12 protein-coding genes, 1 pseudogene and 1 CRISPR repeat array are annotated in these 13,397 nt (G+C 69.2%); of the genes and pseudogenes, 6 read left to right on the forward strand and 7 right to left on the reverse strand.

The features are described from left to right. The 5 genes and pseudogenes from ACZ4FV_RS49790 to ACZ4FV_RS49810 form a co-directional block, all read right to left on the reverse strand. Positions 1-607, reverse strand: a pseudogene (locus ACZ4FV_RS49790) (IS5 family transposase); the annotation flags it as partial. Positions 608-753: 146 nt separating this feature from the next. Then, complete coding sequence (locus ACZ4FV_RS49795; protein WP_465327955.1) at positions 754-969, reverse strand: hypothetical protein; 216 nt, start codon at positions 967-969, stop codon at positions 754-756. 173 nt (positions 970-1,142) lie between these two features. Then, positions 1,143-1,577 (reverse strand): NUDIX domain-containing protein, encoded by a 435-nt coding sequence (locus ACZ4FV_RS49800; protein ID WP_465327957.1) that lies wholly within the window; start codon positions 1,575-1,577, stop codon positions 1,143-1,145. A 98-nt stretch (positions 1,578-1,675) separates the two neighbouring features. After that, a complete protein-coding gene (locus ACZ4FV_RS49805; protein WP_465327959.1) occupies positions 1,676-2,026 on the reverse strand; it encodes a phiSA1p31-related protein in 351 nt (116 codons plus the stop codon). Positions 2,027-2,219: 193 nt separating this feature from the next. Next, positions 2,220-3,092, reverse strand: coding sequence for a hypothetical protein (locus ACZ4FV_RS49810; protein WP_465327961.1), 873 nt, complete (start codon positions 3,090-3,092; stop codon positions 2,220-2,222). A gap of 620 nt (positions 3,093-3,712) precedes the next feature. Here ACZ4FV_RS49810 and ACZ4FV_RS49815 point away from each other — a divergent pair. The 4 genes from ACZ4FV_RS49815 (at position 3,713) to ACZ4FV_RS49830 (ending at position 7,284) form a co-directional block, all read left to right on the forward strand. Continuing rightward, positions 3,713-4,474 carry a GntR family transcriptional regulator gene (locus ACZ4FV_RS49815; protein WP_465327963.1) on the forward strand — a complete coding sequence of 254 codons (762 nt, stop codon included), beginning with the start codon at positions 3,713-3,715 and terminating at the stop codon, positions 4,472-4,474. Between the two features lie 143 nt (positions 4,475-4,617). Beyond that, positions 4,618-5,787 (forward strand): helix-turn-helix domain-containing protein, encoded by a 1,170-nt coding sequence (locus tag ACZ4FV_RS49820; protein WP_465327965.1) that lies wholly within the window; start codon positions 4,618-4,620, stop codon positions 5,785-5,787. Beyond that, positions 5,762-6,370, forward strand: coding sequence for a cysteine hydrolase family protein (locus tag ACZ4FV_RS49825; protein ID WP_465327967.1), 609 nt, complete (start codon positions 5,762-5,764; stop codon positions 6,368-6,370). Before ACZ4FV_RS49820 ends, ACZ4FV_RS49825 begins: the two co-directional genes overlap by 26 nt. Next, positions 6,367-7,284: an FAD-dependent oxidoreductase gene (locus tag ACZ4FV_RS49830; protein ID WP_465327969.1), complete on the forward strand. Its 918-nt coding sequence runs from the start codon at positions 6,367-6,369 to the stop codon at positions 7,282-7,284. Before ACZ4FV_RS49825 ends, ACZ4FV_RS49830 begins: the two co-directional genes overlap by 4 nt. A gap of 68 nt (positions 7,285-7,352) precedes the next feature. Here the strand turns inward: ACZ4FV_RS49830 and ACZ4FV_RS49835 are convergent, their stop codons facing one another. Together ACZ4FV_RS49835 and ACZ4FV_RS49840 are read right to left on the reverse strand one after the other, a co-directional pair. Beyond that, a complete protein-coding gene (locus ACZ4FV_RS49835) occupies positions 7,353-7,940 on the reverse strand; it encodes a hypothetical protein (RefSeq protein WP_465327971.1) in 588 nt (195 codons plus the stop codon). A gap of 1,209 nt (positions 7,941-9,149) precedes the next feature. Then, complete coding sequence (locus tag ACZ4FV_RS49840) at positions 9,150-9,557, reverse strand: hypothetical protein (protein ID WP_465327973.1); 408 nt, start codon at positions 9,555-9,557, stop codon at positions 9,150-9,152. A gap of 174 nt (positions 9,558-9,731) precedes the next feature. On the opposite strand from ACZ4FV_RS49840, the gene ACZ4FV_RS49845 reads away from it, so the two are divergent. Together ACZ4FV_RS49845 and ACZ4FV_RS49850 are read left to right on the forward strand one after the other, a co-directional pair. Then, positions 9,732-10,382, forward strand: a complete 651-nt coding sequence (locus ACZ4FV_RS49845) for a hypothetical protein (protein ID WP_465327975.1) — start codon at positions 9,732-9,734, stop codon at positions 10,380-10,382. Then, complete coding sequence (locus ACZ4FV_RS49850) at positions 10,379-11,107, forward strand: DciA family protein (protein WP_465327977.1); 729 nt, start codon at positions 10,379-10,381, stop codon at positions 11,105-11,107. Before ACZ4FV_RS49845 ends, ACZ4FV_RS49850 begins: the two co-directional genes overlap by 4 nt. Positions 11,108-11,948: 841 nt before the next feature. Then, positions 11,949-13,258: a CRISPR direct-repeat array (repeat unit 29 nt; unit sequence GTCGGCCCCGCGAACGCGGGGATGGTCCC). Positions 13,259-13,397 lie beyond the last annotated feature (139 nt).

The following is a 13,397-nucleotide window of genomic DNA, read 5'->3' on the forward strand; positions in this document are numbered from 1 at the left end:
CGGCGTTGCCGCAGGAACGCGCGAATGAATCGGTGATCGTACGCCTTGTCGCCGTGGAGCTTGGCAGGCCTGCGGCGACGTGGCCCGCGGCGGGAACGGATCGGCGGGATGCCCTCGACCAGGGGTATCAAGGCCTGGCTGTCGTGAGTGTTGGCACCGGAGATCCCAATCGACAGGGGCAGACCGGTGCGTTCGGTCAGCAGGTGGATCTTCGACCCGTACTTCCCCCGATCCACAGGATTCGGACCCGTCAAATCCCCTTTTTGAGGGCCCGCATGTTCACCGAGTCCACGGCGCACCGCGACCAGTCCAACGCACCCCGGGCGCCGAGCTCGTCCAGGAGAATCCGGTGCAGCTTCGCCCACACCCGCGCCCGGCTCCACTCGGCGAACCGGCGGTAGACGGTCTGCCACGAGGCGCCGAACACCGGCGGCAGTTGCCTCCACGTGCAACCGGACGTCGCCACGAACACGATCCCGGCCAACACCTCACGATCCTCGAACCGCCGCCGGCCACCGCCCTGCGGCCGGGTCGGCTTCGACGGCACCACGCGCTCGAACAACTCCCACAACTCGTCCGGCACCAGCCGCTCCACAAGCGTCGTCACACCCGCCAGAATAGCGAACACACCAAATGAAACGACTTCTAAGGACTCCGTCCAAGGGGCGCCGCATCGGCCATTGACGCCGGGGCGTTGGTGGCGTGGCCCGGGCGGGGTGGTGGTCGCCCGCCCGGGCGCGGCCGTCGGTTCTGTCAGTGCTCTCCGCAGTCGTCCGGGGCGAACAGGACGATGCCGTCCTTGTCGGCGAGGACCTCGCACTCACAGGTCTCGCAGACCCAGAGCCGCCGGCCCCGCATCTCGTCGTACTCCTCCGTGTCGGCGAAGCTGCACCAGGGCGGCGCGGCGGGGTCGATGGTGTCGCCCACCTTCAGGTCCTCAAGCTTGAGATTGTGCATGGTGACGGTCACGTTCGATCTCCCACGGTCGGGGCCGCGGTTCCGGCGGCCGCGAGGGCCGACACCGACGCAACGGTGTCGGCCCTCACGGGTCCCGGGATGCGCTGCACCTGGGCGGGGTGGTGGTCACCGCCCGGGCGCGCGATCGAGTGCCTGCCGGATCGGCCGGCGGGCATGTGGGTTGGTCAGGCCAGGGCGTCGGGAACGACACCCAGCGCGGCGAGGATGTCGTCGTGGTCGAACGCGAGCGGCGGCAGAACGTCGACGGGCCACCAACGGGCGGCGGTTGCGTCGTCCCCGGCCCGGGCCGTGGTGGCGGTGGGGATGGTGACCGCGTACGCGACGGTGACGTACCGGCCGCGCGGGTCGCGGCCCGGCGCGTCCCACACGCCGATCTGCGTCAGGTCGGCCGGGTCGACGCGCACACCGGTTTCCTCCAGCAGTTCCCGCGCCGCCGCCGCGCGGCTCGTCTCGCCCGCGTCCACGTAACCGCCGGGCAGTGCCCAGCGGCCCACGTAGGGGTCCCAGCCGCGTTCGATGAGCAGTACACGGCCGTCCGTCGTGGTGGCGACGACGTCGGCGGTGTAGCGGATGGTCTCGACGGTCTCGGTCTCGGTCATGTGTACCGCTCCTGTGTGAGGGCGGGCCTGCGGGCGTTCCCGAGGCTCCCCACCGCCCCCGCCCGAGCAGGCGTGGGGGCGACAGGCAACCTCGGGGCTCACGCCGTGGGGTGCAGCGGGCCGTAGGTCGCGATCACCGAGGCGAGGGGGATCGGCGCTCCGTACGAGGGGCCGTCGGTGCGCATCAAGGGCTCGCCACGCTTTGTCCAGCCGCAGCAGGTCCAGCAGCGCCCGCACGCGTCGATCAGGCGCGTGGTCACGTCGTACTCCCGGTCGCCGCACGTCGGGTGGGTCAGGTTGGCGACGGCGCGGTCGACGTAGTCGGCCAGTGTCAGGGTGGTGCCGGGCCAGGACCCGGCGTCGACGGCGCCGTACTCGGCCTCGGCACGAACCTGGGCCAACCGGCCGACCGAAGTCTCCGGGGTGGTCTCGATGTTCGTCATGGCCATGGGGCGATACCTCTCTCCTTCGCGCGTTGCCGCCGCGGGCGCCGGTGCACGACCGCGCCCCGCTCGCATGGTGCAGTGCGGGCGGGGCGCGGTTCGGAAAGCACGTGTCGGGCCTGGCCGGGGCGAGGGTCACGTGGATGCGTGGGGAGTCCGCGTCGGTAATGGACACGGCAGCCGCCTCCGCTCAGGGAAGTCAGCGCTGTGGTCGCAGTGTTTTGCGCGGGACATCGGGACCCACGGTCGGCGCCTGTGCCCGCGCAAGGTCGCGGAGCCTCTTTTGCTCGCTGTCTACGCGGTCCACCGCTGCCGATACCGCAGCCCACTCGGCCGCCCGCTGCTGCGGGCGCTGTCGGGCCTGCTTCGCCGCAACCTCCTGCCGGAACTCCTCGAGGAGTTGCGCGCCTTGGCGGCGGCGCGGTTCCTGGCGGAGCAGGCGGACGTACGTGGCCGCGAGTGTCGCGCCGGGCGTGCAGTGCGTTGTGCCGGTGCAGGCCGAGCAGGCGTCGCGGTGGGCGAGGTAGGCCCGGCGAGCGGATTCGGGGGCGAGTCGGGCGGGTCGCATCTCACCCACCGGTGGGGCCACGGGTACTACCGGCTTGGGCAGCATCTTGGTGGCGCGGCGGGACGCGGCCGACGGGGTCGCTTCGGCCAGGCGTCGCCGGTGCGCGTCGATCGTAAAGGCCCAGTGGAGGCGGTCGGCGTACGGCCGGCCTGCTGGGCAGGGTGTGGTGTCGGTGCAGGTTGCGCACTCGTCGCGGTGCGCGGTGTAAGCCTGGTAGGCGGGCTCCGGGGTGGGTCGGGCGGCTCGGGCCCGGGCCTTGTGCAACGCGCGGGTGCCGCCGCCGGGCACCACGGGGACGAACTCGGCCGGGTGTCGCTCCCATGTGTGGAGCGCTTGCTCGAAGCGGACCAGGTCGAGTGTGATGCGCCGGTTGCTGCCGATACACCGTCGCGGGTCGAGGGAGCCGGCGCGCTCGGTGTGGTGGGGGACGAGCTTGGGCGTGACGCCGCCGATACCCGTGATCGGGCACCACCTTTTGCAGTCCGGACAAGCCAGCGATGGCACTTCGGCGTGGGACAGATCCAGATCAAGCGGGTTCAGAGTCGACAGGGCCAATGAAGGGCGGGGGCTGACCCTCTTGTTGCGGGTACGCCTCGGCCGCTTCCGGGCCATTTGGGTGGAGGGTGAAGGCATCACGAACTCCCGACAGGCAGGGGTGGGTTGATACGACGTGGTGTCGCGGTGCGCGGTGCTCTCTCCGCATGCCAGGACCGTCGCAGGATCCCGACGTCGTGGTACGTGGACAGCGCATCTGCGCCGTGCCGGCAGTCCGGAGGATTCAGTGGTACATCAACTCCAACCGCATAACGCGGCGACTACCTGCTGGTCGTGCGTGGTGCTGGGACCGAAATCCCACTCCCGGCGCCACTCCACGAAGGGTGGTTCCGGTGGCAGGACGCCGGGTTGCTACGCCGCGACGAGCACCGGGCCAGCCTCCGACAGAACCTCGATGGTCGGCAGCGGCCGCGCCACCACTCGGGCAGCGGGCACGCAATCAAAGCATCTCGGCGACATACAGAAGGTAATTCGTCACGCCCCATTAGGGGTACCTCTATTAATGCGCAGTGTGCCGCCGCTGTCAATAGGGGTACCTGTAAGCTGTGGACTCAATCTGAGGAGGATCCGTGCGTGGGTACCGTGACTTGGCTGACGACCTGCGACGTCGCATCGACCAGGGGGAGTTCCCACCAGGATCGAATCTGCCCCGCTTGCTCGACCTTGAGGCGGAGTACAGCGCCTCGCGTCTGACGCTCCGTCGTGCAGTGGCTGTGCTGGCGGACGAGGGTCTGGTCGTTCCCGTACGCAAGAGGGGAACCGTCGTACGCACCAGGTCGGCCGTCCGGATACCGCTCAGCCGATACGTCCAAGTGATGCAGCCAGGGGGTAGTCGCGGCCCCTGGGAAAGCGCGTGCGCCGAGCAGGGACTCGATGGCCGCATGGCCGTAGTCCTCGTGCGACCCTCAGCGCAGGCACCGGAGAGAGTCGCCGCGTTGCTGCGGCTCTCGGCTGGTGAAACCGCAGTGCATCGACGTCGGTTCGCCACGATCGGACCAGACGACGTGGTCCAAGTACAGAACGCCTGGTACCCGCCGGCCCTGGCCGAGGACACGCCGATCGCTCGCGACGAAAAGATCGTTGGTGGTGTCTTCGGGGCACTGGCTGCCGCCGGCCACGTCCCGGCTTCTGCGGACGAGCGCGTCTCGGCTCGAGCCCCGAGCCCCGACGAGGCGAGCGATCTGATGATCGGCGGCAAGGTGCCGGTCATCGTGGTGGAGCGCGTGACCCGCAAGGCCGACGGAACCCCCATCGAAGTCCTGGAGGTCGTCGCTCCGGCTGATCGCGTTGAACTGGTGTACGACGGCTTGCCGTTGCCTTGTCGTAAATGACTGGACACGTCCGCCCTTGTCTTCGCTGTGAGTCTCCATGAACCAGCCTCTAGCACCGAGACGGTGATCGAGATGCCGCAGCGTGGAAGCAGCGTGGAAGTTGGGCTCTTCTCGCCTGGCAGTTGCCCCCCAGGAGGTGTGTAGTGATCGCCGTGGAGCAGTGGACCGGCAAGGACGCCCTATTGCTGATGGATGCGACGCGATCTTCGGTTCGCGAATTCGCTCGACGCCTCGACATCAGCGCCAGGGCGATTTCGTACTGGCGGAAGGCACCGAGCACCGTATGTCGTCACGACACCGCGCAGCTCCTGGACACGGCACTGGGCCGCTGCACCATGGAGGAGAAGGAGCGGTTTCGCATCCTGCTGGCCATTCATCGAGGCGAGCCAGGGGCTACTCTGGCCAACGACTCCGCCCAATCGGCTCCGTGCACCGTCGTCTCACACAAGTTCATACCGGTGTATCTCGGTGAACGAGGCGCCCCGTTGTACGCCATCGGTGCGTCGGGACCGTCTGGCCCCGGTGGCCTGGCCCAGCGCGTGTTCTCGCTCGAGCGAGCACCAGAGCGGTCGTCGACGGTGCACGTTTACGCGTGCGGTGTTGCCGTCGTCCATGTGGAAGAACCCCAAAGGGTCGACACCTTGACCGCGCTGGCCGTCTGGCGCTACCGCACCTACTGGGAAGAGCCCGCTTGGGCACGCGACCGCATCCATCAATTACTGGAACAGCACGCGTCCGAGAGGGACCTCGACGAGCCCCCGCCTTCCCCGCAGTACGTATTGTCGGCCTACGAATTGCGCCACACCCCGTGGACGGGACCCAGCCTGGAAACGGGACTCCACCTACTGGCCACGCCGTCAGTGCTCGTCGACCGCCAGGATCCGACGCACGTCGTGCCACTCGGTCCCGGAGTCGAGGATGCCAAATTCCGTGATGGCTGGACACATTCCGAGGCCGTTGCATTCGGGGGAGGCGTGTCTCGGGGCGTGGCCAGCTGGTCAGGTGTGGCGTACCACCCGCAATCGCACGAACGAGCCCTGACGATGAGCCAGGTCGTCGCGCTGGAGTTGGATGTCCAAGCCCTATGGGCGCTGTCGTCGCACGTCCTGCACATGATCGAGGATGGGGAAGACCCGGTGATGCCACCGGAGTACGGGTGGCGGTTCCTGCGCGGCGCGCACACGCGCCTCACCACCGCGCGCCCGACCGAGACTGCGCAACATCGCGTAATGCGCGAGGCCATCCTGAACACAAGCGAACTTCCTGACCGGCTGCGGGCCGCCCAGGATGCCCTCCGAGACAACAATCAATGAAAGCCAAGGGAAGGCGGGCTGGGTGAACCCTCGAACGACCGCATTGGTCGTCATCGACGTACAACGCGGCTTCATAAACCGGCACAGTCGCAATGTTGTCCCCGCCATCGTTCGGTTGGTGGAGGGGTGGCGGGAGGTCGGGGCACCTGTGGTGCTGTCCCGCTTCCACAATCCACCCGGATCGCCGTACGAAACGATCACTGGCTGGACGCGGCTGAGGACACCCGAGGAACAGGCCCTCGTCGACGAGTTGGCACCGTACACCGACGGCTACCCGGTCATCGACAAGACGCAGGCATCCGTCTTCACCTCCGAGGGCGCACGGTTGTTTCGGGAGGAGCGCTGGAGCGACCTCGTGCTGTGCGGCATCGACACGGACGCATGCGTATACGACTCCGCCGTCGCGGCCTACCAGAGCGGTTTCGTGCCCTGGATCGTCACCGATGCCTGCGCATCCACCGGCGGTCCGCAGTATCACGAGGCGGCGCTGCTCCTCGCCGGCCGGAACATCGGCGTCGGCCAACTCCTCAGCAGCACGGCCGCCTTGTCGCGCGTCAACGGGGTGGCGGGAGCACACGCATGATCGCGGATCGGGATGCGGACATACTGGTGGTCGGCGCCGGCCCGGCGGGTGTCGCCGCCGCGTTGATGGCAGCCAGCTTGGGCCTGCGAACCGTCGTCGTCGAGGACGATCGAGTGGGCGGGAAGCTGCACGTCATCGACGCTTTAGAGAACGTGTCCGGTGGCTGGTCGTCGGGTCCGGACCTCGCCGAGGCTTTGGCGGCGGATCTGTTGCGGCTGGAACGAGCCGAGCGGTGTTCCCTGGAGCGGGCCCGCGCCGTGAGCGTAGAGGGTCACGACAGTTGGGCCGAACTCACCCTCAAGGACGGGCGGGTGCTCGTCGGGTCGGCCGTCGTGGTCGCCACGGGTGTGGAAAGCCTGACGCCGGCCAACACCGGTTGGGTGAACGCTCCGGCCGGGTTCTCCGCGCCGCCACTGTGGCGGGCCACTCCGAACGAACTTGTGGAACACGTCTATGTGCTGGGAGGAGACAGGCCGCTGGGCACCTGGCTGCGCGCCCGCCCCCAGGTCGCCACAACCTTGCACGTCTTGTGTCCGCCGGCGCACGACTACAAGATCGCGGAAGTCGCCCATGACGACCGAGTCCGGGTCGTACCCGTGTCCTCCGTTGCTCTCTCCGCGTCCACTCATGGCAGCGGCTGGGTGGTGACGGCGAAGGACCGGCACGGAGCAGTGAAAAATTACGCCGCCAAGACGATCCTGAACAACCTCGGCAACAGGCCAGCGACGCTCGCAGGGCTCAGCCCCCGCGCGGACGGCTACTGCCCACCCGACCGACAACACCCGCGGGTCCTCGTCACCGGGGATCTGAGGTCGGCGGGATACCAACGCATCACCACAGCCCAGGGCTCGGGCGCGGAGGCCGTCCTCGGTTTCTACTACGCCACCGCCGCAGACAAGAGCAGCCCGTGCTGAGCACCCTCGGCACACCTCCGGAAGCCTCGACAGCCCCGGTCAGTCCATGGCGACACTACGACGATCAACTACGTGCCAAGCGGAGCGCGTTCGGTGGGGCGCAGGGCCGCAAGCGCTGCCTGGAGCGTGATGGAGCCCGGATCCCAGCCGTCGGGCACCCGAAGCTTCAGGCGCTCTCGGCCATCGGGTCCACGACGGTGCGGTCGGCAGTCCACGATCGGCACCAGGCCGAACTCGTACGTATGGAGGAGAACCGGACGGCGGCGCGCCACGATTGTGCGGAGCTCCTTGCGTGCAACGGGCCCGAGTTGCAGAGTGGGACTCATGCTCCCGGGCTTGGTCCGCTTTCCGATGAGGACCAAGCCGTCCAGAGTGGCAGAGAATGCTGGCCATGCCTCGTCCCAGTCGGCATCGGCCGGAAAAGCCGTGGCGTAGGACATCAGTTCGACGCCTGCCGGAAGGGCCGCGCGGATGGCTTCCAGCCGCGTGGGCCATGTTTCGCGCGCCATGACCGTCGGTGGCACGCTCACGTAGACGCGCACCGGTGTGTCGGGTCGGCGGTCGGCCGCGAGTGCCTTCATGGCCTGGACGTACTCGGCACGGCGGGTTCGCGACGCGTAGCTACCGGAACTCGGCGACGTGGAGGGCTGATTCACAGCGCTCATCATGCCCGGCCGCCGGCAGCTACTCACCAGGGCCCGGTGATCTTGCGGAACGTCGCGTCGGTCGCTGGGTGTTCCCGACGACACGGAGCCCGATTGGCCAGCTTTCGACGCTTGCTCGGGAGTAGGGTGACGCCGAGCAACAAGATTGTTCCGGTTCAGATTCAGACAATGACTGAACCCCCGCGAGGTGGCTCTCCGGGGGTGACGGCCGACGACCTAAACGGAGGTCTCGACGCGATGCAGGCTACCCGTACCTGCGACGAAACATTCAGGCACCCGCTGCCGGGCGACCCAAGTCGTCATCGGCCGGGTGTTTTCGCGTTCCCGGCCGCGTCCGGACAGACCTCTGCCGAGGTACTTGGAGGGGGTGACATGACGTAAATCGCTGGGCGGCTCAGCCGCCCTGGCCGCCTGTGTCCCGGTGATTCGCAGTCAACCGGGACCCGCGGCCCAGATGCTCTCAGCCGGTTCAACCGGCTGAGGTTCTGATCGGTCGGTTCGCAGCCGCCCGTTCAGAGCAATCTCATTGGTTCGCCAGAACCTCTCACCCCCGAAACCGGGGGCCACCGATAGCGGGCTTTTGTGTGCCCAAAACCAGATCGGATTCATCTTGCCTGATTACACCCGGGCCTGTCAGCTTTCGCATGCCCAGATGCTTGCCGCGCCTCAAACGGCCTCGTCACGCGATCCCCTCGACTACTCCTCATCGCCGAACTCGCACAACCCGTTTGGGCTGGTCAGCCCGCCCGGGTACGACCGCGCCAACGTGCCCGCCCTTCACGAAGACGACGCCAAGCGATCTTGGTCACTTCCGCGTCCGGCGGGTGTTCTCTCGCGCCGCTCGGGCGCCGCCCGCACCGGCCCGGGCCGCACCCGTCTGCGGTCCCATGTAGATGCCGCGTCCGCCCGGGCCTGCCGTGCTGGGCACCGCTGGGGGCACCGATGACGACGCTTCATGCCTCGGTTCCGCACCAGAGGGTCGCCGTCGAGGCCGTTGTGCCGCCTCGGGATAGCACCCGGGTTCCCGCTCCAACTCGCACAGCCCCTGTCCGGGCATCGGACCAGCAGAGTGTCGAACCGCAGGCCAACCGCCGGGGTCCATACGGCTCCCGCTGCAAGCTGCGGGACTTCAGCCCGGTCGAGGACTCCCTCCAGACGGTGGAGAAAACCGAGAGTCGGAACTCGGATCCGGTGTCGTGGCTACAGGCCGTTCAGTGGGGCGTCGACATGCGCCTGCCGGGATTTTCCGAGCACACACTGCACATCGCCCGAATCATGGCTCGACTCACCGAGTGCCGGCCCGGCATCGCCTACCTCAGGCGCGCCACAGGCCTGTCCGAACGCACCGTCTACGGCCAACTGCGTGCACTGCGCCGCGCGGGCCTGCTGGTCTATCGCGCGGTTGGCGGCTTCTCCGACGACAGGCAGCGGCTCGCCGCGGTGTACGTGCTCGTGATCCCCCCGATGTACGACCATGCCCTGGGCATCCGGGTCATCGGCGAGGGCCGCGAACGCCGAATGGTCGGAATCGGCACGGCGGGGCGACGGGCGATCAAGCGCTTGGCCCGACTGACGGCACGGCCCCGTGGGAAGCGACGCGAAGTTCATCGGCCACCCTCCCCGCGAAAGCGTTGCACCCTAGGGTTTTCTGGTCCCCAAGAGATCTCCGCTGCTGGACATGTATACCCCCAAGACAGCGTCGTCACCGGGGAATCGGGTCACTCGAGCATGGAAGACAGCGGGAACTCCCCGACGCCGGCGCACCGTCGGGTGCGAAACCGCGTGGCCCACCGCCTGGATCTGGCCCGGGACCTCATCCAGCGCCTGCCGTGGCTGTGCCGGGCCGACCCCAAACGCGTCTCGTGGGTGGTGCGCGAGGTCGCCGACAGCGGCTGGACCTGCGAGGACGTACAGGCGTGGATCAATGTCACCCGCGGGGACGTCGCCCGCGTCGTTCGCCGCCCCAGCGGCTTCCTCGCCGCGCGCCTCAAGGGCGCAGTCGGCGTGTGGGACACCCCGGACCGCCGGGACCAAGGCCGTGAGGCGTGGTGGGACATGCTTGCCGCCAGTCGGGACAGCACCCGAGAATGGGCCCCCGAACCGGTCCGGTCACAGCCATCGTCCGAGGCGCGGCGTCTGATCGGCGAGGCCTTCGCACCCGTCTCGGTACGAGCCTCGGACGACGACGCGTTCGACGATCCCCGCCTGCTCGGCATCGGTTCGGATCCAGCCGAGCCCGACGACCTGCCGGCGTCGCTCCTCGAGGAGGTCCGCGCGGCCGCGGCCCTGGACCCCAACCTGGTGCTCGCGGCCCACCGGACGGCCGGTGCCGAATACGCACGCCGCCTGTACGGCGAGGACCTGTACGACCGCGCCATGCACGTGGCCACCTCACGCACCCTCACCCTCCACGGCCCCGGCGGTCCGCGATGACCGACACACAGCCAGCGCAGCCCGCCGAGCAGCGGGTCGGCGTGAACGATGCGGCGGCCGACGGTGGGGCCCCGCCCCGTGACCTGGCCCGCCAAGCCCTCCGGGAGACCCTCGCGGCGCTGCGACGGGCCCCGCAGGACAGCCGGGTCGCCTCCAAGGCGACCGCCCGCCCCCTGGGCTTGGCGAGCGCCGACGGCCGTGATCCCCGGCCGGTGGCATCCGTCCTGGAGGACCTCATGGTCACCCACGCCTGGGAGGTACCCACCGCAGCCGGAGGCATCGTCGACGCATGGCCCCGCATAGCCCCCGAACTCGCCGACCACGTCACCGTCGAGCACTACGACCCCGGCACCCGTTGTCTCGAACTGCTCCCCGACAGCCCGACCTACGCCACCCAACTCCGCCTCCTCGGTAACACCGCGATGTGCTGCCGAGTGAACGCCGCAGTGGGCCGCGACGTCGTCCGGACGGTCCGCGTCCTGGCCACCGGCACCCCCCGAAGCAGGCCAGCGGCACGGCTACCGGCGGCCCCTCTCGGCGAAAGCCCCGTACCGCGAGGACCCCGGAAGGAGTCCGTCCCGCGATCGAATCCCGACCGTCCGCAGCCCCTCGGTCACGGCCGCCCAGGCGATGCCTGGGCACGCGCGGCAGCACGCGCCCGCCGTGAGCGCGAGACCGAACGCCCATGCGCGACACGGAAGACCGAAACCGAGTACCAGGAATGAACATGGTCGGTGATACGCAACCTGGTTCACCGACGATGTCCAGACGGACACTACCGCTCCCGATCAGGACACGGTCTCCGTGGCCGTCCTGTCGGCCCCGCGTCTGCGGGGATGGTCCCTTGCCTTGCTTCGCGGAGTCGAGGTCATCGGGGTCGGCCCCGCGTCTGCGGGGATGCTCCCGACGAACATTCCGAGGGCCGCGCCGATCACCAGTCGGCCCCGCGAACGCGGGGAGAGGTGTTGCGCATCGTCGGCCCCGCGAACGCGGGGATGTTCCCGGTCTGTGGGTGCTGCCTCCGGGCTTCGTCGCGTCGGCCCCGCGAACGCAGAGGCCGGCTGCCCGGCCTTCGACGAATTCATCTCGCCATCGAGCCGAACGGCAGCCAGACCGTTCGCTGCGGCAAAACGGCCGGCTCCTTCTGGCCCGTCCCGCTCGACACATGATCCCGCAGCCGCTCGATCCGCAGCCCCCGCACGTGCGGAGATGGGTCCGGGCGGATCAACGGCACTCACCCCGAGGGCAAGTCGGCCCCGCGAGCGCGGAGATGCTCCGGCGGAGGGCCCGGGACCTTCACGTGTCCGAGGCCGATTCACACCCGACGACGTGACCCCGGAACGGTCGACGCAGGTGGTCGGGTAATCCATCCGGCGGCCTGTCACGAGGCAGTCGGGCCCTCGGCCGCCGCCTCCGCAGGGGCGGCGAGGAGTGCCGACGGAGAGGCCCCGGGGTGAACTACCGTGGAGTCGAGGGAGATCCGCTTCACGACAGACAGCACCAGGTGGCAAGATGCAACTAAATCAAAATGGCATTACCCGCTGGTAGAACCCCAGGTCATCCAGTGTCGGCCCCGCGAACGCGGGGATGGTCCCCCGTGGGCGGCGTCCCGCCGGGCGGCGGTGGCGTCGGCCCCGCGAACGCGGGGATGGTCCCTTGAAGGCGTGGCACGACGCGACGAAGGCGTAGTCGGCCCCGCGAACGCGGGGATGGTCCCTCTGTGGGCGATGTTGGAACAGTTGGGAGTCGGTCGGCCCCGCGAACGCGGGGATGGTCCCTCACCGAGTCCGGCGAGTAGTCCGCGCCACCAGTCGGCCCCGCGAACGCGGGGATGGTCCCCGGCACACCATTGCATCGCGATCCGAAGGGCCGTCGGCCCCGCGAACGCGGGGATGGTCCCTCCGACGTCCCGTCGGCGTCGTGAAGCGCGTCGTCGGCCCCGCGAACGCGGGGATGGTCCCAGGGGCGAGCGCCGGGGCCGTTCGAACGGGTCGTCGGCCCCGCGAACGCGGGGATGGTCCCTTCCCGACGAGCCTGGCGACTCGGGCGGTGCAGTCGGCCCCGCGAACGCGGGGATGGTCCTCCCGGCCCCTCCGAGCGGCCCGCCGGAGGCACGTCGGCCCCGCGAACGCGGGGATGGTCCTGTACGGGAGTCCGTACAGATGTCAACCAGGCGGTCGGCCCCGCGAACGCGGGGATGGTCCCACGCGATCGCGCGGCACCCCCGACACCGTGTCGTCGGCCCCGCGAACGCGGGGATGGTCCCGCCATGGTGCTGCCGGGGTTCGCCCGCGCCTTGTCGGCCCCGCGAACGCGGGGATGGTCCCGAGCACCAGGACCACGACCACACACCATTGCAGTCGGCCCCGCGAACGCGGGGATGGTCCGATGCACGAGTGCACCGTCACGGTCACGTGGCAGTCGGCCCCGCGAACGCGGGGATGGTCCCGGTCGGAGACCGCGGCCGTCGTCTCCCTGCTCGTCGGCCCCGCGAGCGCGGGGATGGTCCCCGGTGGGACGACATGTGTTCGGACCTCGGTCGGTCGGCCCCGCGTCCGCGGGGATGGTCCCATCGTGATCGCGTGGGAATCGTCCCGCCTCCAGTCGGCCCCGCGTCCGCGGGGATGGTCCTCACCATCACCTCGACCACCAGCGACCCGAGGAGTCGGCCCCGCGTCCGCGGGGATGGTCCTTCGTGCTGCATGGCGATGACCTGGGCAATCGAGTCGGCCCCGCGTCCGCGGGGATGGTCCCCACCCCGACGGCACCGGCGGACCCGTCATGCGGTCGGCCCCGCGTCCGCGGGGATGGTCCCCTGCTGGTCACGGCAGGCATCACTGCCGGGTCGTCGGCCCCGCGTCCGCGGGGATGGTCCCAGATGAAGGGACCCCTGCATGGACATCATCGCGTCGGCCCCGCGTTGTCGCTGGTTCCTGAAAACTGACCCCCGGGAAGCTTCCGAAAGTTGACCCCCTTGTTGATCATGAGGGGTGCTAAAAGTGGAGGATTGGGCCG

Source organism: Embleya sp. NPDC025285 (genome assembly GCF_055558835.1).